Source organism: Streptomyces albus subsp. albus (assembly GCF_000719865.1).
GTDB classification, from domain to species: Bacteria; Actinomycetota; Actinomycetes; order Streptomycetales; family Streptomycetaceae; genus Streptomyces; species Streptomyces albus_E.
Genome location: NZ_JOID01000008.1, coordinates 209,676 through 234,949, shown reverse-complemented (window position 1 = coordinate 234,949; position 25,274 = coordinate 209,676). Strand labels below are relative to the sequence as shown.

24 protein-coding genes are annotated in these 25,274 nt (G+C 70.2%); 12 read left to right on the top strand and 12 right to left on the bottom strand.

Annotated features, from left to right (window positions below; translation table 11 throughout):
* The first annotated feature begins 82 nt into the window (after window positions 1–82).
* Complete coding sequence (locus IF83_RS0109880; protein ID WP_030543715.1) at window positions 83–985, top strand: hypothetical protein; 903 nt, start codon at window positions 83–85, stop codon at window positions 983–985.
* Window positions 986–1,109: 124 nt separating this feature from the next.
* Here the strand turns inward: IF83_RS0109880 and thiC are convergent, their stop codons facing one another.
* Window positions 1,110–2,885 carry a phosphomethylpyrimidine synthase ThiC gene (gene thiC / locus IF83_RS0109875; RefSeq protein WP_030543714.1) on the bottom strand — a complete coding sequence of 592 codons (1,776 nt, stop codon included), beginning with the start codon at window positions 2,883–2,885 and terminating at the stop codon, window positions 1,110–1,112.
* 218 nt (window positions 2,886–3,103) lie between these two features.
* Here thiC and IF83_RS0109870 point away from each other — a divergent pair, with 218 nt between their 5' ends.
* The gene (locus tag IF83_RS0109870; RefSeq protein WP_030543713.1) at window positions 3,104–4,441 is read left to right on the top strand and encodes a YibE/F family protein; all 1,338 of its coding nucleotides are present in this window, start codon (window positions 3,104–3,106) and stop codon (window positions 4,439–4,441) included.
* Between the two features lie 13 nt (window positions 4,442–4,454).
* Here IF83_RS0109870 and IF83_RS0109865 read toward each other — a convergent pair whose 3' ends face one another.
* From IF83_RS0109865 to IF83_RS0109855, 3 genes are all read right to left on the bottom strand, one after another.
* On the bottom strand, window positions 4,455–4,892 hold the full coding sequence (locus tag IF83_RS0109865) for an SsgA family sporulation/cell division regulator (RefSeq protein ID WP_030543712.1): 438 nt from the start codon (window positions 4,890–4,892) through the stop codon (window positions 4,455–4,457).
* Window positions 4,893–5,217: 325 nt separating this feature from the next.
* A complete protein-coding gene (locus tag IF83_RS0109860) occupies window positions 5,218–5,445 on the bottom strand; it encodes a DUF5326 family protein (protein WP_030543711.1) in 228 nt (75 codons plus the stop codon).
* 136 nt (window positions 5,446–5,581) lie between these two features.
* A complete protein-coding gene (locus tag IF83_RS0109855) occupies window positions 5,582–5,899 on the bottom strand; it encodes a cupin domain-containing protein (protein WP_030543710.1) in 318 nt (105 codons plus the stop codon).
* Window positions 5,900–5,955: 56 nt separating this feature from the next.
* Between IF83_RS0109855 and IF83_RS0109850 the strand changes: the two genes are divergently transcribed.
* The 4 genes from IF83_RS0109850 to IF83_RS0109835 all read left to right on the top strand — a co-directional run bounded on the left by IF83_RS0109850 (window position 5,956) and on the right by IF83_RS0109835 (window position 8,919).
* The gene (locus tag IF83_RS0109850) at window positions 5,956–6,333 is read left to right on the top strand and encodes a phage holin family protein (RefSeq protein WP_030543709.1); all 378 of its coding nucleotides are present in this window, start codon (window positions 5,956–5,958) and stop codon (window positions 6,331–6,333) included.
* A 65-nt stretch (window positions 6,334–6,398) separates the two neighbouring features.
* Window positions 6,399–7,559 (top strand): cystathionine gamma-lyase, encoded by a 1,161-nt coding sequence (locus IF83_RS0109845; RefSeq protein WP_030543708.1) that lies wholly within the window; start codon window positions 6,399–6,401, stop codon window positions 7,557–7,559.
* A 302-nt stretch (window positions 7,560–7,861) separates the two neighbouring features.
* Window positions 7,862–8,341: an NUDIX domain-containing protein gene (locus IF83_RS0109840; RefSeq protein ID WP_030543707.1), complete on the top strand. Its 480-nt coding sequence runs from the start codon at window positions 7,862–7,864 to the stop codon at window positions 8,339–8,341.
* Window positions 8,342–8,463: 122 nt separating this feature from the next.
* A complete protein-coding gene (locus IF83_RS0109835) occupies window positions 8,464–8,919 on the top strand; it encodes a GNAT family N-acetyltransferase (RefSeq protein ID WP_030543706.1) in 456 nt (151 codons plus the stop codon).
* Between the two features lie 29 nt (window positions 8,920–8,948).
* Here the strand turns inward: IF83_RS0109835 and IF83_RS0109830 are convergent, their stop codons facing one another.
* Complete coding sequence (locus IF83_RS0109830) at window positions 8,949–10,343, bottom strand: serine hydrolase domain-containing protein (protein ID WP_030543705.1); 1,395 nt, start codon at window positions 10,341–10,343, stop codon at window positions 8,949–8,951.
* A 23-nt stretch (window positions 10,344–10,366) separates the two neighbouring features.
* A complete protein-coding gene (gene dnaB / locus IF83_RS0109825) occupies window positions 10,367–11,848 on the bottom strand; it encodes a replicative DNA helicase (RefSeq protein ID WP_030543704.1) in 1,482 nt (493 codons plus the stop codon).
* Between the two features lie 458 nt (window positions 11,849–12,306).
* Between dnaB and IF83_RS0109820 the strand changes: the two genes are divergently transcribed.
* Window positions 12,307–13,644 (top strand): MATE family efflux transporter, encoded by a 1,338-nt coding sequence (locus IF83_RS0109820; protein ID WP_030543703.1) that lies wholly within the window; start codon window positions 12,307–12,309, stop codon window positions 13,642–13,644.
* Window positions 13,645–13,739: 95 nt separating this feature from the next.
* Here the strand turns inward: IF83_RS0109820 and rplI are convergent, their stop codons facing one another.
* The 4 genes from rplI to rpsF all read right to left on the bottom strand — a co-directional run bounded on the left by rplI (window position 13,740) and on the right by rpsF (window position 15,505).
* Entirely contained in the window at window positions 13,740–14,186 is a 447-nt protein-coding gene (gene rplI, locus IF83_RS0109815; protein ID WP_019707399.1) for a 50S ribosomal protein L9, read from the bottom strand.
* Window positions 14,187–14,204: 18 nt separating this feature from the next.
* Window positions 14,205–14,441 carry a 30S ribosomal protein S18 gene (gene rpsR / locus IF83_RS0109810; protein ID WP_004950692.1) on the bottom strand — a complete coding sequence of 79 codons (237 nt, stop codon included), beginning with the start codon at window positions 14,439–14,441 and terminating at the stop codon, window positions 14,205–14,207.
* A 57-nt stretch (window positions 14,442–14,498) separates the two neighbouring features.
* Window positions 14,499–15,098, bottom strand: a complete 600-nt coding sequence (locus IF83_RS0109805; RefSeq protein ID WP_030543702.1) for a single-stranded DNA-binding protein — start codon at window positions 15,096–15,098, stop codon at window positions 14,499–14,501.
* Between the two features lie 116 nt (window positions 15,099–15,214).
* Entirely contained in the window at window positions 15,215–15,505 is a 291-nt protein-coding gene (gene rpsF, locus IF83_RS0109800) for a 30S ribosomal protein S6 (protein ID WP_019707397.1), read from the bottom strand.
* A 269-nt stretch (window positions 15,506–15,774) separates the two neighbouring features.
* Between rpsF and IF83_RS0109795 the strand changes: the two genes are divergently transcribed.
* The 3 genes from IF83_RS0109795 (at window position 15,775) to IF83_RS0109785 (ending at window position 18,530) form a co-directional block, all read left to right on the top strand.
* On the top strand, window positions 15,775–16,104 hold the full coding sequence (locus IF83_RS0109795) for a hypothetical protein (protein ID WP_030543701.1): 330 nt from the start codon (window positions 15,775–15,777) through the stop codon (window positions 16,102–16,104).
* 158 nt (window positions 16,105–16,262) lie between these two features.
* Entirely contained in the window at window positions 16,263–17,381 is a 1,119-nt protein-coding gene (locus tag IF83_RS0109790) for a lipid II:glycine glycyltransferase FemX (RefSeq protein WP_030543700.1), read from the top strand.
* Between the two features lie 117 nt (window positions 17,382–17,498).
* Complete coding sequence (locus IF83_RS0109785) at window positions 17,499–18,530, top strand: alanine racemase (protein ID WP_030543699.1); 1,032 nt, start codon at window positions 17,499–17,501, stop codon at window positions 18,528–18,530.
* A gap of 70 nt (window positions 18,531–18,600) precedes the next feature.
* Here IF83_RS0109785 and IF83_RS0109780 read toward each other — a convergent pair whose 3' ends face one another.
* Together IF83_RS0109780 and IF83_RS0109775 are read right to left on the bottom strand one after the other, a co-directional pair.
* Entirely contained in the window at window positions 18,601–20,076 is a 1,476-nt protein-coding gene (locus IF83_RS0109780) for a glycosyltransferase family 87 protein (RefSeq protein ID WP_037679375.1), read from the bottom strand.
* Between the two features lie 138 nt (window positions 20,077–20,214).
* Window positions 20,215–22,881, bottom strand: a complete 2,667-nt coding sequence (locus IF83_RS0109775; RefSeq protein WP_030543697.1) for a transglycosylase domain-containing protein — start codon at window positions 22,879–22,881, stop codon at window positions 20,215–20,217.
* A gap of 385 nt (window positions 22,882–23,266) precedes the next feature.
* On the opposite strand from IF83_RS0109775, the gene IF83_RS0109770 reads away from it, so the two are divergent.
* Window positions 23,267–24,070, top strand: a complete 804-nt coding sequence (locus IF83_RS0109770; RefSeq protein WP_030543696.1) for a PadR family transcriptional regulator — start codon at window positions 23,267–23,269, stop codon at window positions 24,068–24,070.
* 49 nt (window positions 24,071–24,119) lie between these two features.
* Window positions 24,120–25,202: an inositol-3-phosphate synthase gene (locus IF83_RS0109765; RefSeq protein ID WP_030543695.1), complete on the top strand. Its 1,083-nt coding sequence runs from the start codon at window positions 24,120–24,122 to the stop codon at window positions 25,200–25,202.
* Window positions 25,203–25,274 lie beyond the last annotated feature (72 nt).

Below are 25,274 nucleotides of genomic sequence, written 5' to 3'. Positions count from 1 at the left end.
CTTATCCGCAGCAGGCTCTCCTCCGTTTCCGCCCGCGCGCCCGGTGAGAATCGGCGAGCCAGGGCCTACGGAGCATCGGGGGATGCACATGAACAGCGCACCGCATCTGCTTCCCGAGGACCGCCCCGACTTCGCGAGGGTCCTCGACCAGGTTCTGCGCCATGCGAACCGGCGCCCGGAGCTGGACGCCGTCGGCCGGCGGCTCAACGCCGAACAGCTGCGCACCAGAGCCCTGGACGCGGCCCCGGCGATCGCGGCCCGCGCCGCAGCCGAGTACCGGAGTTACGTCAAGCTGCGCGACGAGTCGCGGCGCGTCCCGCGGCAGCAGGACGGTACGGACGAGGCGCCGGCCGACGGGAAGGACGGCGGCGGGAGCGGGGTGGGCTTCGCCACCGCCGTCGGCGAGGCCGCCGAGAGTTCCGGCGCCGGACTCCTCGCGGTCTTCGCGGTCCTGGCACCGGTGCTGGCCGGTGCCGCGGCGGCGATCTTCCTGCTGATCGGCTACCTGCTCCATCTGTTCAGCCCCGACGAGCCGCTCGCGGAACCGATCATCAACGCCGGCTGGATTTTCCTGGCGCTGACCGCCGCGGGCATCGTCATCGCGATGCTCGGTCTGCTCCTCACCGCACTGCGCGACGGCGCCGGCTCCCTGCGGGCCTCGGCCGAGGAGGACCCGACGAGCGAGCTGGCCCGGGCCCGGGAGGCCTGGCGGCAGGCCCTGCTCGACCGCGGCATCGTGCCGTTCCTGCAAGAAACCCTGGCGGAGCCGCAGACGGCCGGACAGGCCACGGGAAGCCCGTACGGCGGTGTTCCGGACGCGGCGGGCGTCGCGGAGAGTCGCACCCCCCAACTGGGCTACAGCAGGCCCGGGTTCAGCAGTCCGGCCACGGACGGCAGCCCGGGGGGCGGAAGCACCCGGCCGCGCTTCGACAGCCCCGGCTTCTCCAGCCCGGACTACGGCGGCCCGGAACACCAGCCGGAGTAGCCGCCGCTGCTTCGCCGCCCGTCCCCCGCCTCGTCCTGCCGCCCGCCCGCCGCCGGGCGCGAGTGCGCTCCGGGTTGCGGGGCGGGCCGGGCCGGGACAGCCCGCCCCGGCCCGCCCGGCCCGGTCAGTCGGCGACCGGCAGGTAGACCCGGTTGCCCGCGGCCGCGAACTCCCTTGATTTCTCCGCCATACCGGCCTCGATCTCGTCCATCTCCCCGCCGTGCCGCCGGCGGATGTCCTGGGAGATCTTCATCGAGCAGAACTTCGGACCGCACATCGAGCAGAAGTGGGCCGTCTTCGCCGGTTCGGCCGGGAGGGTCTCGTCGTGGAAGGCACGTGCCGTGTCCGGGTCGAGCGCCAGGTTGAACTGGTCCTCCCAGCGGAACTCGAAGCGCGCGTCGGACAGCGCGTCGTCCCACTCCTGGGCTCCCGGGTGGCCCTTCGCCAGATCCGCCGCGTGCGCCGCGATCTTGTACGTGATGACGCCGGTCTTCACATCGTCACGGTCGGGCAGCCCCAGATGTTCCTTGGGTGTGACGTAGCAGAGCATCGCCGTTCCCCACCAGGCGATCATGGCCGCGCCGATGCCCGAGGTGATGTGGTCGTAGCCGGGCGCCACATCGGTGGTCAGCGGGCCCAGCGTGTAGAACGGCGCCTCCTCGCAGATCTCCTGCTGGAGGTCGATGTTCTCCTTGATCTTGTGCATCGGGACATGGCCCGGGCCCTCGATCATCGTCTGCACCCCATGGGCCTTGGCGACCGTGTTCAGCTCGCCCAGGGTGCGCAGTTCGGCGAACTGCGCCTCGTCGTTGGCGTCCGCGACGGAGCCGGGGCGCAGCCCGTCGCCGAGCGAGAACGTGACGTCGTAGGCGGCCAGGATCTCGCAGAGCTCCTCGAAGTTCTCGTAGAGGAAGCTCTCCTTGTGGTGAGCCAGGCACCAGGCGGCCATGATGGAGCCGCCGCGCGAGACGATGCCGGTCTTCCGCCGGGCCGTCAGGGGGACGTAGCGGAGCAGGACCCCGGCGTGGACCGTCATGTAGTCCACGCCCTGCTCGGCCTGTTCGATGACGGTGTCCTTGTAGATCTCCCAGGTCAGCTCCTCGGCGCGGCCGCCGACCTTCTCCAGGGCCTGGTAGAGCGGCACGGTGCCGATGGGGACGGGGGAGTTGCGCAGCACCCACTCGCGGGTGGTGTGGATGTTGCGGCCGGTGGACAGGTCCATGACCGTGTCCGCGCCCCAGCGGGTGGCCCAGGTCATCTTCTCGACCTCCTCCTCGATGGAGGAGGTGACGGCCGAGTTGCCGATGTTGGCGTTGACCTTCACCAGGAACCGCTTGCCGATGATCATCGGTTCGATCTCTGGATGGTTGACGTTGGCCGGCAGCACCGCACGCCCCGCGGCGATCTCCTCGCGGACGGTCTCCGGGGAGACGTTCTCCCGGAGCGCGACGTACTCCATCTCGGCGGTGATCTCACCGCGTCGCGCGTAGGAGAGCTGGGTGACGGGGGAGCCGTCGCGGCTGCGGCGGGGGCGGCGCGGCCGGCCGGGGAAGACCGCGTCGAGATTGCGCAGGCCGCCGCCGGGCGCGGCGTCCTTGTGGCCGTCGTCCTCGGGGCGCGCCGGCCGCCCGTCGTACTCCTCGGTGTCGCCGCGCCCGGTGATCCAGTCCTCCCGGAGCGGCGGCAGGCCGCGCCGGACATCGGTGTCGACGGTGGGGTCGGTGTACGGGCCGGACGTGTCGTACAGCGTGACGTCGCGGCCGTTGGTGAGGTGCACCCGCCGTACCGGAACCCGCAGGTCCGGGCGTGGGCCGGTCAGATGGTCCTTGTGCCATCCGATGGGCCGCTTCCCGTCCCCGCCCGGCTCCTGGGCAGACGTGTGCGCATCCTGAACGGTCATGAGACCTACTCCCTACGCCGGCATTACCCGGTAACAGGTTCGGCGGTCGGCGCAGCGGCTTCCGCGACGGTACGGCCGGTCCCGGCCACTCCGTGTACGGAGGTCAGCGCCCTCTCAGCCCGGTGCTCCGAGCTCCCGCGTGTGCAAAGGCGATGCCCACGCTAACGCCGCTCCGGTGTTGATGACCAGAGGGCCCCTCTTCTTGCGATGATCTGGCGGTGACCTCGACTCCCGAAAGCCACGCGCACACCCACGCCCACGGCCCCGCGGCCCCCGTCTCCGGACGACTTCGCAAGATCATCACCGCCGTGCTGATTCCGTTCGCCGCCGCCGTCGTCGTGGGCCTGCTGGCGCTCTGGCCCGGCGGCGCGCCGGGGCACGAGCCGAGCGGGGTCGGCATGGACCGTCAGATGGAGCAGGGCGAGGTCGTCGCGGTCCAGAAGGTGAAGTGCTCCGACGTGAACGCCGGCGGCGGCCAGCCGCCCGGCGGGGAGCAGCCGGAGACGCCCGGCACACCGGGGGAAGCGCGCGGCGACATCTGCGAGAAGGCGACCGTGCGCGTCACCACCGGCGACGACAAGGGACGCGAGTTCACGGAGATCGTCCAGCCGGACTCCACCCGTCGGCTGAGCGAGGGCCAGGGCGTGATCGTGGCGTACGCGCCGGACGCGCCCCGGGAGTTGCAGTACTCGGTGACGGATGTGGACCGCGAGGTCCCGATCTCGCTGCTCGCCGCGCTGTTCGCGCTGGCCGTGGTGGCGGTGGGCAGGCTGCGCGGTCTGTTCGCGCTGGTCTCGCTGGTCGTGAGCTTCGGGGTGCTGACGCTGTTCATCCTCCCGGCGATCCTGCAGGGGGAGAATCCCCTGCTGGTCGCGGTGATCGGCAGCAGCGCCATCATGCTGGCCGCGCTCTACCTCTGCCACGGGCTGACGGCCCGTACCTCCGTGGCGGTCCTGGGCACGCTGATCTCCCTGCTGCTGATCGGCGTGCTGGGCTCCGTCTTCATCGACTGGGCGAGGCTCACCGGCAACACCTCCGATGAGACCGGACTCATCCACGGTCTTTACCCGGACATCGAGATGAGCGGGCTTCTGCTGGCCGGCGTCATCATCGGTTCCCTGGGTGTGCTCGACGATGTGACGGTCACCCAGACCTCGGCGGTGTGGGAGCTGAAGCAGGCGGATCCGACGATGTCGGCGCGGCGGCTGTACCGTGCCGGCATCCGGATCGGGCGCGATCACATCGCGTCGGTGGTCAACACGCTGGTGCTGGCCTACGCGGGCGCCGCCCTCCCCCTGCTCCTGCTGTTCTCCATCGCGCGGAGCAGCGTCAGCACGGTCGCGCTGAGCGAGGTCGTCGCCGAGGAGATCGTCCGGACGCTGGTGGGCAGCATCGGGCTGATCGCCTCGGTGCCCGTGACGACCGGCCTCGCGGCGCTCGTGGTCTCGGCGGACCGGTCCGCGGCGGCCGTCTCCGCACCGGGATCCGGTACGGAGACGGGGCAGCCGCGACGCGCGGACGGCGGACGGGGGCGCGGGCGCCGCCGCAAGCCGTGACCGGCCGGGCCGTTCAGCCCGCGTTGCGGGCCTGGGAGAGGATGCGGTCGAGGGTCTCCGCCAGGCGGTCGTCGAAGTCCCCGGCCGACTGCTCCTGTCCCATGGGGACGATGCGGTCGGTGCGGTCGAGGAAGGCCACCAGCGGGGCCGCCCCCGCCCGGAAGGTGGCCCGGTCCTCGCCGACCTGAAGCCGGATGAAGACATCGGAGAGCACACCCGGGGTGACGGGGGCGATGTGCACATCGCCGTCACCGGTGGGCGCGCTCAGCCCGTCCAGCAGCAGATCGCGGGCGAAGGCCCAGGTCACCGGTGCGTCGCCGGGCAGATGGAAGGTGAAGCGGACGGCGAAGGGATCGGCCGGTTCGTACTCCAGCTCCACCGGAATGCGGAAGGAGAGCTCCTCGGAGACGAGGAAGCTCATCATCAGCTCTGCCTGAATCGTGTCGCGCATGGTCCACTGCCCCGTGTCGCTCGGGTGGCCTGTCCTGGAGCCTCCTCGGTCCTCCTGACGCCATGGTGCTCAACGCTCGGGCGGGACCGCTAGGAGTGGTGGTTCGGGTGGTTCAGGTGCGGGCGGGGCCACAGAGAAGTCCGCCCAGTGCGCAGCGTAGCCGTTTCGGCGCAAGGAGTTGCTGACCGGCATGGCGTAAAGGCCGAGAAAGACGACGAGAGGGCCACGGCGGCGTCGAGCCCCGGCCGACGAGGGCCGGGGCTCGATCCGGGTGGGGACACGGAACGCCTGCGCGGCCGGCGGACACGGCGCCGCCCGCGCGTGCTCACCAGTCGCCGCGTGAGGCTCCGTCCCGTGACGCGGTACCGAACTTCCTGACGACGTAGACCAGTCCGGCCACCAGGGCGACGAACACCAGAACCTTGAACAGCAGTCCGATGACGAAGCCGACCACATTCACGATCAGTCCGCCGAACACGATGAGCGCCAGGACCGGAACGGCGACCCACTTCACCCACCACGGCAGACCTTCGAAGATCTCCTTGACCGCCACTGTCGTTCCCCTGCTTCCCGATCGCGGAGCCGGGATCTCCGGCTGCTTCCGATGCTAGACGCGGCGGAGGCGCGGCGGAGGGGCCGCTGCCCCCGTCCTTCCCTGACCCGCCCCCTACGGGGCACGGACGCGGCGGTCAGCTCTCCGGGGGAGAGAAGACCACCATGACGCGGAGGTCCTCGCTGATGTGGTGGAACTTGTGCGGCACTCCGGCCGGTACGTACACGACACTGCCGCGGGCCACCGTGGTGGTCTCGGTGCCGACCGTGATCGAGCCCCGGCCGGTGATGACGAAGTAGATCTCGTCCTGCCGGTGCGGTTCCTGCGGATCGGCCGATCCCGCGTCGAGCGCGTACAGCCCCGCCGACATATTCCGCTCGCGCAGGAACTGCAGGTACGCGCCCTCGTTCGCGGCACGCTCCGCGTCCAGTTCGTCCAGCCGGAAGACCTTCATGCCCACCCCTCGCTCCACCTCTCGGCTCTGCCCGTTCCGTCTGGGACGATCACACCATGACGAACTTTGTAGTCAAGACACTCGCCAACGCGGCGGCTCTGGCCGTGGCCATCTGGCTGCTCAAGGACATCACGCTCACCGGGGAGAGCACGGGCGGCAAAGCGCTGGCGCTGTTCCTGGTCGCGCTGATCTTCGGTGTGGTCAACATCGTGGTGAAGCCGGTGGTGCAACTGTTGTCGCTGCCCCTCTTCGTCCTCACCCTCGGGCTGTTCACCCTGGTCGTGAACGCGCTGATGCTGATGCTGACCTCCTGGCTCGCGGACCTGGTCGATCTCCCCTTCCACGTCGAGGGCTTCTGGACCGCCGTGCTCGGCGGCCTGATCATCTCCGTCGTCTCCTGGGCGGTGAACGTGATCCTGCCCGACGGCCGCTGAGCGGGACCGGAGACGGCTGACAGACAAGGGACGGACGAGGGACGGATGAGGGACGGATGATCGAGATGACCGGAGACGGAACCCGCGCCGTCCGGGCTGGGCTGCCCGAGCCGATGGCGTACGAGCCTTCGCTGCCCGGGCCGGTGTTCGCCGCCCACTACCACCTGCCGGGCGAACCGGTCGGCCCCTATACCTACGGCCGCGACGAGAATCCGACCTGGACCCGGCTCGAAGAGGCCATCGGCGCATTGGAATCCCCCGGCACCGCGGCCGAGACCGTCGCCTTCCCCTCCGGGATGGGCGCCGTCTCGGCCGTGCTGCTGTCCCAGGTGCGGACCGGGGACGCCGTGGTGCTGCCCAGCGACGGCTACCAGGCACTCCCGCTGGTGCGGGAACGACTGGAGGACTACGGCGTCGAGGTCCGCACCGCGCCGACAGCGGGTGACGCGCAGCTCGGGGTGCTCGACGGCGCGAAGCTGCTGTGGATCGAGAGTCCGTCCAACCCGGGCCTGGACGTCTGCGACATCCGGCGGCTGGTCCGCGCGGCCCACGCGGCGGGCGCGCTGGTCGCCGTCGACAACACCCTGGCCACGCCGCTCGGTCAGCGCCCGCTGGACCTGGGGGCCGACTTCTCGGTGGCCAGCGGCACGAAGGCGCTGACCGGGCACGGCGACGTACTGCTCGGCTACGTCTGCTGCCGCGATCCCGAGCGGGCCGCGACCGTGCGGAAGTGGCGCAAGACCGCGGGCGCGATCGTAGGCCCCATGGAGGCCTGGCTCGCCCACCGCTCGCTGGCCACGCTCCAGTTGCGGGTGGACCGGCAGGCGGTCACCGCCCTCGCGCTGGCCGAGGCGCTGCGGCAACGTCCCGAGGTGACCGGACTGCGCCATCCCGGGCTGCCGGACGATCCGGCGCACCCGGTCGCCGCGGCGCAGATGCGGGCGGGGCGCTTCGGCTGCGTCGTCTCCTTCACCTTGCCCGACCGGGCGCATGCGGAGCGGTTCCTGGCCGCTCTGCGGCTGGTGGACGAGGCCACGAGCTTCGGGGGCGTACGCTCCACGGCCGAACGACGCGGAAGATGGGGCGGGGATGCCGTGCCGGAGGGCTTCATCCGCTTCTCGGTGGGCGTCGAGGACACGGAGGACCTGCTCGCCGACGTGCTGCGGGCCCTGGACACGGCAGCCGGAGGGCCGGCGGCCCAGGGGCCGCGGGGCGGCACCGGCTGACCTGCGGGCGGGCCGCGACGGCCGGACGGCTCGAACCTCCCCCCTCATGGTTCGAGCCGTCCTCGGTTCCGCGCGCGAGAAACCGCTTCCACAAGGCTAGTTGACGGTAAGTCATTGTCCAATCACCCTGACAGCACAAACTGTTGGCATGGGTGTCACCGCCTGCCGCCTGTTGCCGCCCACGGGGGCGTTGCCGCCCGGACCGGCCGCCTCACGCCTACGGCCCGCAGGCTGCCACAGCCCGGAAAAGCACGCTGGGGCGCGGGTGTTTCGAATGGGCCGCGCTGGGCCACATCAACCCCATGACCGAACGGTTGGTGGTCAAGCGCACCGCCCGCGCCATCCTGCTCGACGGCGACCATATGATCCTGATCAAGCGGACGAAGCCGGGCCGTCCTCCGTACTGGATCACACCCGGCGGTGGGGTGGAACCGGAGGACGCCACCGTCGTCGACGCCCTCCACCGGGAAGTGGACGAGGAACTGGGGGCGAAAATCACGGACGTGGTCCCGGCTTTCGTCGACACCGTGGAGCACACCACGGAAGACGGCGCGGCCGGGGTGAAGGTGCAGCACTTCTTTCTGTGCCGACTGGAGTCGATGGATCCTTCACGGCGGCACGGCCCCGAGGTCGAGGAGCCGAGCGGGGAGTACGACATCGTCCGGATCCCGTTCACCCGCGTCGGGCTCGCTTCCGTCGAGGTCGTACCACTGTCGCTACGGCACTATCTGGACGGCAATATCGAGGGTGTACGGGCGCTCCATGCGCCGGACCTGGGCTGAAGCACTCGCCCCACCCATCTCTCGCGATCCGTTTCACGTGAAACAGGCCGTTTCCCGGGAAAGCCTGTTTCACGTGAAACGGCCACCCGCTGGCACCGAATCCGGCTTCTAGACTCTTGATCATGGATACCCTCGCGATTCGCCCCGCCACCCCGGACGATTTGGGCCCCATCGTGGCCATGCTGGCCGACGATCCGCTCGGCGCCCAGCGCGAATCCCCTGACGACCTGACTCCGTACCGCGCAGCGCTCGACCAGCTCACGGCCGACCCCAACCAGTACCTCATAGTGGCCGCACGGGAGGACGGCCGGCCGGTCGGCACCCTGCAGCTCACGATCATCCCCGGACTGTCCCGCCGAGGCACCACCCGCTCGGTGATCGAGGCCGTGCGGGTCCACGCCGACGAGCGCGGCAGCGGGCTCGGCACCCGGCTCATCGAGTGGGCGATCGAGGAGTCCCGGCGCCGGGGGTGCGGGCTGGTGCAGCTCACCTCGGACGCCACCCGCACCGACGCCCACCGCTTCTACGAGAAGCTGGGCTTCACCGGCTCACACATAGGTTTCAAGCTCCCCCTCTGAACCATCCGCGCCCTCTGGGCTCCCGGGGGTCACCGCGCCGGACCGGGCTCGGCCGGCCGCCAGCCCTGCTGGTCCACTCCGCCCGGCACCGGCGCCGAGGCTTCGTACGGCTCACGCGTGAAGACGAAGGTCCCCAGGTCCAGATGGCTGACGGAGCCGTCCGGCCGTCGGACGGCGCGGAGCTTTTCACCGAGGTAGTAGCCGTCCAGGCCGGTCCAGACGCCGTCCTGGACGGCCCGGAAGCGGGAGGTGCGGCCCGCACCCGCGAGCGCGGTGAGCTCCAGGCCTCTGCCGGGGAGCAGCCGCAGCGCGAAGGGGGTGGGCCCCCAGTACCAGGGGCCGGTCAGTTCGAGAAGAGCCGGGTCGGCCTCGGGCAGCGGCTGCCAGGGCTCCGGGATGCGCGGCTCGCGCTGCGCCACGATCTCCACCAGATCGGCCGATGTCTGACCGACCGCGGGGCCGGAGGTGACATTGGCCAGCACGAGCCCGGCGACATCATCCTCCGCGCTCATCCACAGCGTGGCCAGATAGCCCGGGAGCGATCCCGTGTGTCCGCAGAAGGCGCGCCCGTTACGGCGGAACAGCTGCAAGCCGAGCCCGTATCCGCCGTCCCAGCCGCCGGGCAGGGGCACCGCGGCGGGCCGGCGCATCTCGGCCACCGTCTCCGCGCCGAGCACCCGTTCGTCGCCACGCATCAGGAAGGCGGCGAAGCGGCTCAGGTCGGCGGCCGTGGACCACAGCTGTCCGGCTGGGGCCATGGTGCCGAGGTCCTCGGCCGGCTCCGGCAGCATGACGTCCGCCCACGGGTGCACGGCCCAGCCCCGGGCGTAGGGAGCCCTGGGCCGCACGCCGGTACGTGTCATCCCCAGCGGCTCCAGCACCTCCTGGAGCAGCACCTTCTCCCACGGCTCTCCGCGCAGGTGCTCCACGAGCGAACCGAGCAGGGCATAGCCGGGGTTGGAATAGTGGTGCACCCGGCCCGCGGGGTGCAGCACCGGCCGGTCCCCCAGCACATCCGGAAGTCCGGGCCGCAGCTCCCCCGGAGTCCGCTCCCACCACGGTCCCGGCGGCTCGGCGGTCAGACCTGCGCTGTGGGAGAGAAGTTGGGCGATGGTCACCTCACCCACGCCGGTGTCCGGCAGATGCCTTCCCAGCGGATCGTCGAGCCCGATCAGCCCTTCCTCCCGCAGCCGGAGTACCAGCACCGCGGTGAAGACCTTGGTGATGGACCCGACCCGGTACTGCGTCCGGTCCCCCGGCGTTCCCTCCGCGGCCGTACCGCGGCCTCCGCTCCACACGGTCCGGCCGCCGCGCACCACGGCCGCCACCAGGGACGGCGCCCGGCCCTCGGCCTGGGCCACGGCGATCCGGTGGTAGAGGGCGCGGGCCGTCTCCGGCAGCAGATCTTCGAAGGATGCAGTCATGGGGCCAACTCAAGCAGGCCGGATCAGGTCTGTGCCATGTCGACGAAGCGGGAGTAGTGGCCCTGGAAGGCGACGGTGATGGTGGCCGTCGGGCCGTTGCGGTGCTTGGCCACGATCAGGTCCGCCTCGCCGGCCCGGGGTGACTCCTTCTCGTAGGCGTCCTCGCGGTGCAGCAGGATGACCATGTCGGCGTCCTGCTCGATGGAGCCGGACTCGCGGAGGTCGGAGACCATCGGCTTCTTGTCGGTCCGCTGCTCGGGCCCTCGGTTCAGCTGCGACAGCGCGATGACCGGGACCTCCAGTTCCTTGGCGAGCAGCTTCAGATTCCGGGACATGTCCGAGACCTCCTGCTGCCGGCTCTCGGGGCGCCTGGCTCCGCCGGACTGCATCAGCTGGAGATAGTCGATCACGACCAGTTGGAGGTCGTTCCGCTGCTTCAGCCGCCGGCACTTGGCGCGGATCTCCATCATCGAGAGGTTCGGGGAGTCGTCGATGTAGAGCGGGGCCTGGGAGACGTCCGGCATCCGGCGGGCGAGCCGGGTCCAGTCCTCGTCCGTCATGCTGCCGGAACGCATGTGGTGCAGGGCCACCCGCGCCTCCGCGGACAGCAGGCGCATCGCGATCTCGTTCCGCCCCATCTCCAGGGAGAAGATGACGCTCGGCATGTTGTTCTTGATCGAGCAGGCCCGGGCGAAGTCGAGCGCGAGGGTGGACTTGCCCATCGCCGGGCGGGCCGCGATGACGATCATCTGGCCCGGGTGGAGCCCGTTGGTGAGCGAGTCGAGGTCGGTGAAGCCGGTCGGCACTCCGGACATCTGGCCGCTGCGGGAACCGATCGCCTCGATCTCGTCGAGCGCGCCCTCCATGATGTCGCCGAGGGGGAGGTAGTCCTCGCTGGTGCGCTGCTCGGTGACCGCGTAGATCTCCGCCTGGGCGTTGTTGACGATCTCGTCGACGTCGCCGTCGGCGGCGTATCCCATCTGCGTGATGCGCGTGCCCGCCTCGACGAGCCGGCGGAGCACCGCGCGCTCGTGGACGATCTCGGCGTAGTACTCGGCGTTGGCGGCCGTGGGAACCGACTGGACGAGGGTGTGGAGATAGGAGGCGCCGCCGACACGGGTGATCTCGCCGCGCCGGGTCAGTTCGGCGGCAACGGTGATCGGGTCGGCCGGCTCACCCTTGGCGTAGAGGTCGAGGACGGCCTGGTAGACCGTCTCGTGCGCGGGGCGGTAGAAGTCGCTTCCCTTGAGGACCTCCACCACGTCGGCGATGGCGTCCTTCGAGAGCATCATGCCGCCGAGGACGGATTGCTCGGCGTCCAGATCCTGGGGCGGGACCCGCTCGAATCCGGATCCTCCGCCCGGTCCGGACCACGGGTCGTCCCGGCCCCGGTCGTGCTGGTCGGGGCGGCCTCGCTCGCCCCGCTGGGCGGGACGCGACGCGGGCAGCCGGTCGCCCGGGCGGACGTCCGGCGCCCAGGTGTCTTCCATGTCCGGCTGGGTCATCCCGGCACCTCCTCCCGTCCGCGACGCGGACTGTTCGCCGCCCGGCAAACCCCCTCGCCGTGCGACTCTTTCTTACGGCACGGCTCTGACAAATGGGATGCTCGACTCCCCTGGCGGCGCGTCGAGTTCAGTGCGGTGGCCGGACCACCGTAGGGCCGGCGGAGCCGAGGACCAAGAAAGTTATCCACAGGGCATGTGGATGACCGATCGCATCCTGTGGAGAACTCGCCCCAACCTGTGCACGAGCCGGGGGACAGCCTTGTGGACAGTACGCCAATCACACCATCCCCAGCCCTCTGACCTGCTATTTCGCCATCCACCGGCTGTGCAGAAGAAAAAAATCCGCAGACCGGCCGGGATCACGGCGAAGAGGCCCCGGCGGACCACCGGAGTATCGCCCCGGTAAGGGCTGACGATAAACTCCGTCCCTTACCTGTGGAAGATTGGAGCCGCCGGTCATGAGCCAGGCCCCCGCGCCGCCCCGGCCCGGCCGCCGCCACGACCGCGAGATCATCTCACTCGCGGTCCCCGCCTTCGGCGCCCTGGTCGCGGAACCCCTCTTCGTCATGGCCGACAGCGCCATCATCGGCCACCTCGGCACCCCGCAACTGGCAGGCCTCGGCATCGCCGCCGCACTCCTCATGACCGCCGTCAACGTCTTCGTCTTCCTCGCGTACGCCACCACCGCCGCCGTGGCCCGCCGCGTCGGAGCCGGAGACCTGCCCGCCGCGATCCGGCAGGGCATGGACGGCATCTGGCTCGCCCTGCTCCTCGGCGCCGGTGCCGTCGCCGTCGCGCTCCCCGCCGCCCCCTGGCTCATCGGCCTCTTCGGCGCCTCCGGCACCTCCACCCCGTACGCGGTCACCTATCTGCGCATCAGCGCACTCGGCATCCCGGCGATGCTGGTGGTGCTGGCCGCCACGGGCGTGCTGCGGGGACTGCAGAACACCCGTACCCCCCTGTACATCGCCGTCGGCGGGTTCACGGCGAACGCCGCCCTCAACGCCCTGCTGGTGTACGGCGCCGGGCTCGGCATCGCCGGCTCCGCCTGGGGTACCGTCATCGCCCAGTGGGGCATGGCCGCCGTCTATCTCACCGTGGTCGTACGGGGCGCCCGCCGGCACGGCGCCTCGCTGCGGCCCGACGCCGCCGGAATCCGCGCCTGTGCCCGGGCGGGAGCGCCGCTCCTCGTCCGCACCCTCTCGCTGCGCGCCATCCTCGTGATCGCCACCGCGGTGGCGGCCCGGCTGGGGGACCAGGAGGTGGCCGCCCACCAGATCGTGCTCGCCCTCTGGTCGCTGCTCGCCTTCGCACTGGACGCGATCGCCATCGCCGGGCAGGCCATCATCGGGCGTTACCTGGGCGCGGGAGACGCAGCGGGTGCCCGGGCCGCGTGCCGCCGCATGGTGGAGTGGGGTATCGCCTCGGGGGTGGTCCTGGGCCTGCTGCTCGTCCTGGCCCGGCCCCTGCTGCTGCCGCTGTTCACCGGTGACGAGGCCGTCCACGGCTTGCTGCTGCCCGCGCTGCTGGTGGTGGCGCTCGTCCAGCCGGTGTCCGGGGTCGTCTTCGTCCTGGACGGGGTGCTGATGGGCGCCGGCGACGGGCCGTATCTGGCCTGGGCGATGCTCGCGACCCTCGCCGTCTTCGCCCCGCTCGCGCTCGCCGTACCGGCGCTGGGCGGCGGCCTGACCGCGCTGTGGTGGGTGATGGGACTGATGATGACGGTGCGGCTGGTCACCCTGGGTCTGCGCGCCGCGTCCGGCCGCTGGATCGTCACCGGGGCCGTGCGGGACTGAACGGCTCCGTACGCTCCGTACAGCCCGGATATGCCGCGGGGCCGTACCCCCTCGTGGAGGAGGTACGGCCCCGTACACGCTGCCGAGCGCCCCGGTCAGGCGGCGACGACCTCGACGCCCACCTTGGCGGCGACTTCGGCGTGCAGACGCACGGACACCTGGTGCGCGCCCAGGGTCTTGATCGGCGCACCGAGCTCGATGCGGCGCTTGTCCACGTCCGGGCCGCCGGCCTGCTTGATCGCCGAGGCGATGTCGGCCGGGGTGACGGAGCCGAAGAGGCGGCCGGAGTCACCCGAGCGGGTGGCCAGGCGGACCTTCACGGACTCCAGCTGGGCCTTGACGGAGTTCGCCTGCTCGATCGTGGCGATCTCGCGGATCTTGCGGCCGCGGCGGATCTGCTCGACGTCCTTCTCGCCGCCCTTGGTCCAGCGCATCGCGAAACCGCGCGGGATCAGGTAGTTGCGAGCGTAGCCGTCCTTGACGTCCACGACGTCGCCCGCGGCACCGAGGCCGGAGACCTCGTGGGTGAGGATGATCTTCATTGTCCGGTCACCCTTCCCTTATCGCGCGGACGAGGTGTAGGGCAGCAGCGCCATCTCACGGCTGTTCTTCACGGCCGTGGCGACATCGCGCTGGTGCTGGGTGCAGTTGCCGGTGACGCGGCGGGCACGGATCTTGCCGCGGTCGGAAATGAACTTCCGCAGCATGTTCGTGTCCTTGTAGTCCACGTACGCGGTCTTGTCCTTGCAGAACGCGCAGACCTTCTTCTTCGGCTTGCGCGGAGGCGGCTTCGCCATTGTCTCTCTCCAGTGTGATCAAAAAGTTTCGCTGACCGCCCGGCCGGGCCTTTCGGCCTAGAAGGGCGGCTCGTCCGAGTAACCGCCGCCGGATCCGGAGCCGGAGCCACCGCCCCAGCCACCGCCGCCACCCTGCTGGCCGCCGCCGGCCGGCGCGCCGGTCGCCCAGGGGTCGTCGGCGGGAGCCCCGCCGCCGCTCTGCTGGCCGCCGCCGGGGCCGCCGCCCCAGCCGCCGCCACCCTGGCCGCCGCCACCGCCCTGGCCACCGCCGTAGCCACCCTGTCCACCGCGGCCGGTGGTCTTGGTGACCTTGGCCGTGGCGTTGCGCAGGCTGGCGCCGACCTCGTCGACGTCCAGCTCGTAGACCGTGCGCTTGACGCCCTCGCGGTCCTCGTACGACCGCTGCTTCAGGCGGCCCTGCACGATGACGCGCGTGCCGCGCTGGAGCGACTCGGCGACGTTCTCCGCCGCCTGCCGCCAGACCGAGCAGGTGAGGAAGAGGCTCTCGCCGTCCTTCCACTCGTTCGTCTGGCGGTCGAAGGTGCGGGGGGTGGACGCGACACGGAACTTCGCGACCGCCGCACCGGACGGGGTGAAGCGCAGCTCGGGGTCGTCGACGAGATTGCCGACGACCGTGATGACGGTCTCGCCTGCCATAGGGGTACCTCTCGGCGGGTGCTGCTGGCTGCGGATTGCGGGTGGACCGGACTACTCGGCGCTGCCCGGTTCAGCCCCGGGCATCGCCGCTGAACCTGCGCACGAGGCGCGGTGGTTCAGTGGGTCTCGGGACGGAGGACCTTGGTCCGGAGGACCGACTCGTTCAGGTTCATCTGACGGTCGAGCTCCTTGACGACCGCGGGCTCGGCCCGGAGGTCGATGACCGAGTAGATGCCCTCGGGCTTCTTGTTGATCTCGTACGAGAGACGACGACGGCCCCAGGTGTCGACCTTCTCGACCTTGCCGTTGCCCTCACGGACGACGGAAAGGAAGTTCTCGATCAGCGGCGCGACTGCGCGCTCCTCGAGATCGGGGTCGAGGATGACCATCACCTCGTAGTGACGCATGTGGAACCCACCTCCTCTGGACTCAGCGGCCACGGTCTTTCCGTGGCAGGAGGGTCGTGATGCGTGCGCAACGGTACCGGCCGGCACTGACAACCGCGGGAATCCGGAAGGAGCCGGGGATGAGGGCCGGGCATGTGGACACCGGTGCAGACCGTTCAGCCTACCCGCAAGTCCGCTTCCGGTTGAAATCCCGTGGCAGCACCCCGCAATCTGGGTACATCGGGTGTGACCGGCGCTACAGTTCGCCGCTTTCCGCCAGGAGGTGTCTCATGGCGCAGCCAGTACGTCATCACCGCAATCCCCTCTCCGCCGTCAGCTCCGTCTTCAACAGCGACGGCAAGGCCCACCCCGTCGAGAACAGCTTCGTCGCCGCCACCGTGGTCCTCGGTGTGGTGGCCTTCATCACCGCGCAGTTCGACGACCTGCACCTGGTCAGTTCCTGGACCGGCCTCCTCGGCATCCTCAGCGGGGCCTGGGGCCAGATGATCTCCGCGACGACCGCCGAGCGCTTCGCGCTGATCATCGGCCTGGGAGCGGCGGGGCTCGGCTTCTTCCTCGGTATGGCGAACGGCGGTCTCTTCGGCGGCCTGATCGGCTAGCCGGGGCTCCCCGGCAGGCCCCGGCACCCGCGGAGGGCCGCCCCGCCGCGGCCCCGCGAGCCGTACGCCCGAACGGGGTCCTCCCCGGCGCAGTAGGCTTCGCGGCGAGAGCCGGAGCCCCAACCCCCTGGGGACAAACCTGCCGAGGAGCACCCCGCATGAGCCTGACCCTGAGGACCATCAGCCGTGAGCAGCATCTGGCGTACATCCAGAGCCTGCCCGCGGCCAGCCACTGCCAGGTTCCGGCGTGGGCGGACGTGAAGACGGAGTGGCGCTCGGAGAATCTCGGCTGGTTCGACGGATCCGGCCGCCTCGTCGGCGCCGGACTGGTCCTCTACCGGCAGCTTCCCAAGGTCAAGCGCTATCTGGCCTATCTCCCCGAGGGCCCGGTCATCAACTGGTTCGCGCCCAACCTCGAGGACTGGCTGCAGCCGATGCTCGCTCATCTCAAGCAGGCGGGCGCCTTCTCCGTGAAGATGGGCCCGCCCGTCGTCATCCGCCGCTGGGACGCCCCCGCGATCAAGGCCGGCATCCAGAACCCGGACGTCAAGCGGCTCCGGGACGTCGAGGCCACGTTCATCGAACCGCGCGCCTTCGAGGTGGCCGACCGGCTGCGCCGGATGGGCTGGCAGCAGGGCGAGGACGGCGGCGCGGGCTTCGGTGACGTCCAGCCGCGCTACGTCTTCCAGGTGCCGCTGGAGAACCGCTCCCTGGAGGACGTCCACAAGTCCTTCAACCAGCTCTGGCGGCGCAACATCAAGAAGGCCGAGAAGGCCGGCGTGGAGGTCGTCCAGGGCGGTTACGACGACCTCGCCGAGTGGCAGCGGCTGTACGAGACCACCGCCGAGCGGGACCGCTTCCGCCCCCGGCCGCTGAGCTACTTCCAGCGCATGTGGACGGCGCTCAACGCCGAGGACCCCAACCGCATGCGCCTCTACTTCGCCCGCCACGAGGGCGAGAACGTCGCCGCCGCCACGATGCTCATCGTCGGCGGCCACGTCTGGTACTCGTACGGCGCCTCCGCCAACCACAAGCGCGAGGTGCGGCCCTCGAACGCCATGCAGTGGCGGATGTTGTGCGACGCCTACGCGCTCGGTGCGAGCGTGTACGACCTGCGCGGTATCAGCGACTCCCTCGACGAGAACGACCACCTGTTCGGGCTCATCCAGTTCAAGGTCGGCACCGGCGGCCAGGCGGCCGAGTACCTGGGCGAGTGGGACTTCCCGCTCAACAAGCTGCTGCACAAGGCGCTCGACATCTACATGTCGCGGCGCTGACCACGCCGGGGGCCCGCCGCCCTCGGCCGCTTCAGCCGCTCACCGCCGTCCCACCGCCGTCCCACCCCGCCGTTCACTGCTCATCCACCGAAACACGAGAGAGGTACCGGACCGGCCATGGCGCTCACCCTCTATGTCGACACCGCTCGCTGGCGGGCGCATCAGCAGTCCGTTCTCCAGCAGTTCCCGGGCATGGTCCCGGTCTGCAAGGGCAACGGCTACGGCTTCGGCCACGAGCGGCTCGCGGAGGAGGTCACCCGCTTCCGGTCCGACATCCTGGCCGTGGGCACCACCTACGAGGCCGCCCGGATCAAGGACTACTTCAGCGGTGACCTACTGGTCCTCACGCCCTTCCGGCTGGGCGAGGAGCCGGTGCCGCTGCCGGACCGGGCGGTGCGGTCCGTGTCCTCGGTGGAGGGGGTGCGCGGGCTGGTCGGCGCGCGGGTCGTCATCGAGCTGATGAGCAGCATGAAGCGGCACGGCGTTGCGGAGGAGGACCTGCCCAAGCTGCACGCGGCCATCGAGGACGTCCGCCTGGAGGGCTTCGCGCTGCATCTGCCGCTGGACCGCACGGACGGTTCCGACGCGGTGGAGGAGGTCCTCGCGTGGATGGACCGGCTGCGGACCGCGCGGCTGCCGCTGCACACCATGTTCGTCAGCCATCTGGCGGCCGGTGAGCTGGCCCGGCTCCAGCAGCAGTTCCCGCAGACCCGCTTCCGGGCCCGGATCGGCACCCGGCTGTGGCTCGGCGACCACGACGCGACGGAGTACCGCGGCGCGGTCCTGGACGTCACCCGGGTCGCGAAGGGCGACCGCTTCGGCTACCGCCAGCAGAAGGCCACCTCCGACGGCCATCTGGTCGTCGTCGCGGGCGGCACCTCGCACGGGGTGGGCCTGGAGGCCCCGAAGGCGCTGCACGGCGTGATGCCGCGCGCGAAGGGCGTCGCCCGGGCCGGGCTCGCCACCGTCAACCGCAACCTGTCGCCGTTCGTGTGGGCCGGCAAGCAGCGCTGGTTCGCGGAGCCGCCGCACATGCAGGTGTCGATCCTCTTCATCCCCTCCGAGGTGGCGCCACCGCAGGTGGGGGACGAACTCGTGGCCCATCTGCGGCACACGACGACCCAGTTCGACCGCCTGGTCGACCGCTGAGGCGGCGTTCCCCCGCGGCCCTCGCGCCGTCGCGTCCCTCTCCCGGCGTTCCGCGCAGCTCCCGCCCGGTTTACCCGCGCTGTGCCGCCCCGGCGCTCTCCACGCCCCACTGCAGCCGCTGTCCGCCGAAGGACGGCGGCTGCTCGGCATGCGGCACGGGGCGGCGCAGGACGACGGCGTCCGGCGCGCCGTCCAGGAGACCGCCGGAGGGGTCGTCGGAGCCGTCCCGGCGGACCGGGTCCCGCTCGGGGAAGAGGATGTCGCGGACGACGACCGCGCAGAGGTACAGGGTGCCCAGCAGATGGACGAGGATGACGAGCTGATAGCCCTCGGCCGGCAGTCCCCGGTGCGGGTCGTCGCTGGTGGTGTAGGCGAGATACATCCAGATGCCGAGGAAGTAGACGGCCTCGCAGGCCTGCCAGATCAGGAAGTCCCGCCACCGCGGCCGGGCCAGCGCGGCGAGCGGTACGAGCCACAGCACGTACTGCGGTGAGTACACCTTGTTGAAGAGGATGAAGACGGCCACGACCAGGAACGCCAGCTGGGCGAAGCGCGGGCGGCGCGGAGCGCGGAGCGTGAGGACGGCGATGCCGGCGAAGGCCAGCAGGGTCAGGGCCGTGGCCCAGGTATTGGCCCCTTCCAGGGGGTTGCCGGTGCGCTGGGAGATGATCAGCCAGAACGACCCGAAGTCGACGGGCCGCTCCTGGCTGAACGTGTAGAACTTCTTCCAGCCCTCCGGTGCCAGCGCCATCACCGGCGCGTTCACCACCAGCCAGGCGGCGACCGCTCCGCCGAGCGCGCCGGCGTACGCCCGCATCCGGCCCGCGCGCAGGCACAGCAGGAAGAGCGGCCCGAGGAGCAGTACGGGGTAGAGCTTGGCGGCGGTGGCCAGGCCGATCAGCACGCCGGCGGGGAGCGGGCGGCCGCGGGACCACATGAGCATCGCGGCGGCGGTGAGGGCCACGGCCAGCAGGTCCCAGTTGATGGTCGCCGTGAGGGCGAAGGCCGGCGCGAGGGCCATCAGCAGGGCGTCCCAGGGGCGGCGGCGGTGGGTGCGGGCCACGCTGACGGCGATGACGGCCGCGCAGATCATCAGCATCCCGGCGTTGACGAGCCAGTAGATCTGCTCGCGGTGCTGGATCGTGCCCTCGTGCGGGGTGAGCCAGGAGGCGACCTCCATGAACACCCCGGTGAGCACGGGGTACTCGAGGTATTCCATGTCGCCCGGCAGCCGGTCGAAGTACGGGACGAGGTCGGCCGCGAAGCCGCGCGCGTTGTACAGGTGCGGGATGTCGGAGTAACAGGCGTGGATGTACTGGCTGCCGGCGCCGTGGAACCAGCCGCCGTCGTAGCACGGCAGCTTCTGGACCATGCCGAGCGCGAACATCCCGATGGCGAACAGGGCGATGATCCGAACCGGGGTCCACCAGCCGGTGCCGTACCGCGCGCGCCGCCCGGCGGGGCCCCCGATCAGCTCACCGGCGGCCGCGGCCACGTCGTCCTGCAGGGTGGGCCGTACGGGTTGCTCGTCACGCACGCTCGTCATGGGGCCATCCTGCCGTACGGGCCCGGACGCGGCGGTGCCCCCGCCCCATGACGTTCCATGGGAGCGGGGGCACCGCGGGTGGGGGGACGGGGGCGGGGCGGCCGGGCCGTGCGGCCGGGTCGTCCTGCCCGCCCGTCCCTATCCGGTTTCTCCGTCGGGGCCGCCGAGCCAGCCGCCGCCACCGTTGTTGCCGTTGCCGCCACCGCCCGGGGGAGAGGTCGTCGGCGAACTGCTGATTCCGCCGTCCGCTCCACCGTCGATGCCTCCGTCGGCACCTCCGTCGGCACCGCCCGTGGGCTCCTCTTCCTTGCACTTCGGGTCGAAGAATCCACAGCTCTTGCTGGGCTTCCCGCTGGGCGTCTGGATGGGCGTCTCGCTGGGCGTGGCCTCGGGGGTCTCGCTCTCCGACGGGGTGGGCGACGGGGTCGGCGTCGGGCTCGGGCTGGCGCCGTCGCCGTAGACCTTCTTGCCGATCGGCTCGGGCTTCGGGAACTGCTCGATCTCCTCGCCCTTGAGCGCCCGGCCCATGTAGTCGGCCCAGATCTGGGCGGGGAACGACGAGCCGTGGATGCTCTGCTTGCCGCCCGTGCCGTACATCTCCAGGAACTTCTGCTTCTCCGCCCGGTCGTTCACCCGGAACATACCGATCGCGGTGGAGAGCTGCGGGGTGTAGCCGGCGAACCAGGCGGACTTGTTGCCGTCGGTCGTACCCGTCTTGCCGGCCGCCGGACGGCCGTCGGGAAGCTGAGCCGAGGTACCGGTGCCCTTCTCGACGACGTTCTTCAGCACGTCGGTGACGTTGTTGGCGACCTTGGCGTCAATCGACTGCTGCTTCTTCGGCTCATACGAGAATTCGACTGAGCCCTTCTTCTTGACCTCCTTGACCGACCACGGGTCGGTCTGCTCGCCCTCCGCCGCAAAGGTGGCATACGCGCTGGCGAGCCGAATGGCACTGGGGGCGGAGGTGCCGAGGGAGAAGGACGGCGTGGTCTTCTCCATCTGGTCCTCGACGAGTCCCGCGTCGAGCGCCGTCTCCTTCACCTTCTCGGTGCCGACATCCACACCGAGCTGGATGAAGGGGGTGTTGACGGAGTGCTGCATCGCCGTGCGGAGGGTGACCTCACCGTAGCTCTCGTCACCGTCGTTGGTCTGGTGCCACTCCTTGTTGTCCTTGTCGAGCCAGGTGGAGCCGTCGTAGTTGAGCAGCTTCACCTTGTTGTCACCGTTGTAGACGCTCAGCGGTGAGACCGGCGTGCGCTGGTCGGGGCCCTGATCGGGGGGACCCTCGGGGTCGCGCACACCGTGGCTCATGGCTGCGGCCAGCACGAAGGGCTTGAAGGTCGAGCCGACCTGGACGTTGGTGAAGTCGGCGTTGTTCGTGAAGTGCTCGGTCGCGTCCTTGCCGCCGTAGATGGCGACGATCTTGCCGTCCTTGGGGTCGATGGACGCGCCGCCGAACTGGACGTACTTGTCCTCGTCCCGCTCCTTCGGCTTGAGGTTCTCCTTCGTCACCTTCTTCACAGCCCGCTCGAGCTGATCCATTTTCTTCTTGTCAAAGGTGGTGTGGATCTCGTAGCCGCCCTCGTCGAGCATGGCCTGGGAGATGTTGCTTCTGGAAGTGATGAAGTTGTCGGCGAGGTTCGTGAGGTAGCCGATCTGGCCGGCCTTGTTCGTGGCCGGCTTCGGGGGCTGCGGCATCGGGAAGCCGTCCGCGATGTGCTTGCTGCGCTCGGTCGCCGACATGCGCTTGGTGTCGACTTCGCGCTTGAGAGTCCACGCCCAGCGTTCCTTGACGCGTTCGAGGTTCTTCGCCGGCGTGGCCGCCGAGCCCACACCGCCGGCCGGGTCGTAGAGGTTGGGGCCGTTCAGCAGGGCGGAGAGGACGGCGCTCTCGCTGGCGGTGAGTTCCTCGCAGTCCTTGTCGTAGTAGGCGCGTGAGGCCGCCTGAATGCCATAGGCGCCGCGGCCGTAGTAGGCACTGTTGAGATAGCCCGCGAGGATCTCTTCCTTGTCCATCTTGGCGCCGACCTTGACCGAGATGAAGAGCTCCCGCACCTTCCGGGAGATGGTCTGCTCCTGGCTCAGCATGGCGTTCTTGACGTACTGCTGGGTGATGGTGGAACCACTCTGGGTGGTGCCACCCTTCGCCATGTTGAAGACGGCACGGGCGATACCCATCGGGTCGACGCCCGGATCCGTCTCGAAAGAGGCGTTCTCCGCGGCGATGACCGCGTTCCGCATCGCCGGGGGGATGTTGTCGTAGTCGACGATCTGGCGGTTGAACTGGCCGGCACCGGCCACGACCATCTGATCGCCGTTCGCCCAGTAGTAGACGTTCTTCTGGATCTCTGCGTCATCCTTGAGCTCGGGGATATCCACCACGGCGAGCGCTATGCCCGCGCCGCCCACGAGCAGCCCCATGAAGCCGATGGCCGTGCCCGTGACCTGCTTCCAGGAGGGAATCCAGCGCCGCGCCCCGGTCCGGCCCGACCGCGGATAGTCGATCAGGCGCTTCTTCTCCGGTCCGTTCGCGGCCGCGCGGCGGCCCCGCCCCACGGCACCCGCGCCTGTGGCGGTGGCCCCGGCCTCGGCGGCCCGGCGGCGCCCGCCGCCACCGCGTTGTGCCGCCCGGCGGGCCTCGGCTCGTCCCCCGTAGGGACGCCCGTCGGCGGGCGGCGGTGCGGACTGGGGCTCGGTGGCTCCACGCCTCGGCGCGGCACGGCGGCCTGAGGCCTGCGCCCCGCGTCGGGCCGCGGCGCGTCCACCACCTGCGGACTGCGGTGGCTTGCGACGGTGCTCGCTCATGGAACAGATACTCCTCGGGCAGGCGCTATCGCCTGAAAGCGGCAGTTTTCTTCCGGTACCCCCGACGTACGGACCGGCGGCCACCCCGGAGGGGCGCCGGGCCGCACTGCACCCAGGACGAGGACGCTCCGCCGCGCCCCTTGGTTCCCGGTGGTCTGCATGGCGCACAGACTACGCAGGGCCAAAACCCGCCAGAACGCCACTTTCCCTTCAAAACAGGCAACTTGCCTGTGCCAAAACAGTGATGTGACGCCGTTCACCTCTGCCCCTCTTGTGACGTTGGGGACGCCGTTCTATCGTCTGGATGTATCGATTCGATACATCGGCCGGGCATAGCACTCGGCAGAGCCGACGACAGCGCAGCGGAAGGCGAGGGAGAAGACGCATGAGCAGACGCTCCGGCGTCCTCGAGTTCGCCGTTCTCGGCCTGCTGCGCGAGTCGCCCATGCACGGCTATGAGCTGCGGAAACGTCTGAACACCTCCTTGGGGGTGTTCCGGGCCTTCAGCTACGGAAGCCTGTATCCCTGCCTCAAGACGCTGGTGCGTCAGGGCTGGTTGATCGAGGAGTCCGGCAGCGCACCGGAGGACGCTCTCGCCGCCACCCTCGCCGGCCGGCGAGCCAAGATCGTCTACCGGCTCACGGCCGAGGGGAAGGAGCACTTCGAGGAGCTGCTCGCCCACTCCGGCCCGGACGCCTGGGAGGACGAGCACTTCGGCGTCCGCTTCGCCTTCTTCGGGCAGACCTCGCGGGATGTGCGGATGCGCGTCCTGGAGGGCCGCCGCAGCAGGCTGGAGGAACGGCTGGAGAAGATGCGCGCATCTCTCGCCCGCACCCGGGAACGCCTGGACGACTACACCCTGGAGCTCCAGCGGCATGGAATGGAGTCGGTGGAGCGCGAGGTCCGCTGGCTCAACGAGCTGATCGAGAGCGAGCGCTACGGGCTTGACCGGAACCGGGCCGCGCCCGGTACCGGCCCGGCGGAATCCGCGGGGGAGCCCGCGCCGGGCGCCGCGCCGGAGCCGGCCTCACCGGCCGAGCCCGGGCCGGCCTCCGCGCGGCGCGCACCGGAGCGGTCTCAGCCTCCGCGGCCCGGCGCCGCGTCTCAGGAACCATCGGAAAGCACGGGCGGCCTGCCCCGGAACCGGGGTAGCTCCCGGCCGGATCCGTCCGACGGCACCGCCAAGTGAGGTCCGCATTCAGCGGGACCTCGTCGAATGAACAAGGGGAGTAACCGGAATGGGTTCGGTTCGTGTAGCCATCGTCGGTGTGGGCAACTGCGCCGCCTCGCTGGTGCAGGGCGTCGAGTACTACAAGGACGCCGACCCGGACAGCCGTGTCCCGGGTCTCATGCATGTGCAGTTCGGCAACTATCACGTACGTGACGTGGAGTTCGTCGCCGCGTTCGACGTGGACGCCAAGAAGGTCGGTCTGGACCTGGCGGACGCCATCGGCGCCAGCGAGAACAACACCATCAAGATCGCCGACGTGCCCTCCACCGGCGTGACGGTGCAGCGCGGCCACACCCTCGACGGTCTCGGCAAGTACTACCTGGAGACGATCGAGGAGTCCGACGAGGCCCCGGTCGACGTGGTCCAGGTACTCAAGGACCGCCAGGTCGACGTGCTCGTCTGCTACCTGCCCGTCGGCTCCGAGGACGCGGCCAAGTTCTACGCCCAGTGCGCGATCGACGCCAAGGTGGCGTTCGTCAACGCCCTCCCGGTCTTCATCGCCGGTACCAAGGAGTGGGCCGACAAGTTCACCGAGGCGGGCGTCCCGATCGTCGGCGACGACATCAAGTCGCAGGTCGGCGCGACCATCACCCACCGCGTGATGGCCAAGCTGTTCGAGGACCGGGGCGTGATCCTGGACCGCACGATGCAGCTCAACGTCGGCGGCAACATGGACTTCAAGAACATGCTGGAGCGGGAGCGCCTGGAGTCGAAGAAGATCTCCAAGACGCAGTCCGTCACCTCGCAGATCCGCGACCGCGAGATGGGCGCGGACAACGTCCACATCGGCCCCTCCGACTACGTCGCCTGGCTCGACGACCGCAAGTGGGCCTATGTGCGACTGGAGGGCCGGGCGTTCGGCGACGTTCCGCTGAACCTGGAGTACAAGCTGGAGGTCTGGGACTCCCCGAACTCCGCGGGTGTCATCATCGACGCCCTGCGCGCCGCGAAGATCGCCAAGGACCGGGGCATCGGCGGCCCGATCCTCTCCGCGTCCTCGTACTTCATGAAGTCCCCGCCGGTGCAGTACTTCGACGACGAGGCCCGCGAGAACGTCGAGAAGTTCATCGCCGGCGAGGTCGATCACTGACCGGTGGCTGAGCCGCGCATCCGCCGCACGGCTTCCCCCTCTCCCGTACGGACCCCGGGCACCGCGCCCGGG

Excerpts from the sequence above, each read along its gene's own strand:
- IF83_RS0109880 (WP_030543715.1), top strand. The coding sequence starts at position 83 with ATGCACATGAACAGCGCACCGCATCTGCTTCCCGAGGACCGCCCCGAC.
- thiC (WP_030543714.1), bottom strand. The coding sequence starts at position 2,885 with ATGACCGTTCAGGATGCGCACACGTCTGCCCAGGAGCCGGGCGGGGAC.
- IF83_RS0109865 (WP_030543712.1), bottom strand. The coding sequence starts at position 4,892 with ATGCGCGACACGATTCAGGCAGAGCTGATGATGAGCTTCCTCGTCTCC.
- IF83_RS0109855 (WP_030543710.1), bottom strand. The coding sequence starts at position 5,899 with ATGAAGGTCTTCCGGCTGGACGAACTGGACGCGGAGCGTGCCGCGAAC.
- IF83_RS0109850 (WP_030543709.1), top strand. The coding sequence starts at position 5,956 with ATGACGAACTTTGTAGTCAAGACACTCGCCAACGCGGCGGCTCTGGCC.
- IF83_RS0109845 (WP_030543708.1), top strand. The coding sequence starts at position 6,399 with ATGACCGGAGACGGAACCCGCGCCGTCCGGGCTGGGCTGCCCGAGCCG.
- IF83_RS0109840 (WP_030543707.1), top strand. The coding sequence starts at position 7,862 with ATGACCGAACGGTTGGTGGTCAAGCGCACCGCCCGCGCCATCCTGCTC.
- IF83_RS0109835 (WP_030543706.1), top strand. The coding sequence starts at position 8,464 with ATGGATACCCTCGCGATTCGCCCCGCCACCCCGGACGATTTGGGCCCC.
- IF83_RS0109830 (WP_030543705.1), bottom strand. The coding sequence starts at position 10,343 with ATGACTGCATCCTTCGAAGATCTGCTGCCGGAGACGGCCCGCGCCCTC.
- dnaB (WP_030543704.1), bottom strand. The coding sequence starts at position 11,848 with ATGACCCAGCCGGACATGGAAGACACCTGGGCGCCGGACGTCCGCCCG.
- IF83_RS0109820 (WP_030543703.1), top strand. The coding sequence starts at position 12,307 with ATGAGCCAGGCCCCCGCGCCGCCCCGGCCCGGCCGCCGCCACGACCGC.
- rplI (WP_019707399.1), bottom strand. The coding sequence starts at position 14,186 with ATGAAGATCATCCTCACCCACGAGGTCTCCGGCCTCGGTGCCGCGGGC.
- rpsR (WP_004950692.1), bottom strand. The coding sequence starts at position 14,441 with ATGGCGAAGCCGCCTCCGCGCAAGCCGAAGAAGAAGGTCTGCGCGTTC.
- IF83_RS0109805 (WP_030543702.1), bottom strand. The coding sequence starts at position 15,098 with ATGGCAGGCGAGACCGTCATCACGGTCGTCGGCAATCTCGTCGACGAC.
- rpsF (WP_019707397.1), bottom strand. The coding sequence starts at position 15,505 with ATGCGTCACTACGAGGTGATGGTCATCCTCGACCCCGATCTCGAGGAG.
- IF83_RS0109795 (WP_030543701.1), top strand. The coding sequence starts at position 15,775 with ATGGCGCAGCCAGTACGTCATCACCGCAATCCCCTCTCCGCCGTCAGC.
- IF83_RS0109790 (WP_030543700.1), top strand. The coding sequence starts at position 16,263 with ATGAGCCTGACCCTGAGGACCATCAGCCGTGAGCAGCATCTGGCGTAC.
- IF83_RS0109785 (WP_030543699.1), top strand. The coding sequence starts at position 17,499 with ATGGCGCTCACCCTCTATGTCGACACCGCTCGCTGGCGGGCGCATCAG.
- IF83_RS0109780 (WP_037679375.1), bottom strand. The coding sequence starts at position 20,076 with ATGACGAGCGTGCGTGACGAGCAACCCGTACGGCCCACCCTGCAGGAC.
- IF83_RS0109775 (WP_030543697.1), bottom strand. The coding sequence starts at position 22,881 with ATGAGCGAGCACCGTCGCAAGCCACCGCAGTCCGCAGGTGGTGGACGC.
- IF83_RS0109770 (WP_030543696.1), top strand. The coding sequence starts at position 23,267 with ATGAGCAGACGCTCCGGCGTCCTCGAGTTCGCCGTTCTCGGCCTGCTG.
- IF83_RS0109765 (WP_030543695.1), top strand. The coding sequence starts at position 24,120 with ATGGGTTCGGTTCGTGTAGCCATCGTCGGTGTGGGCAACTGCGCCGCC.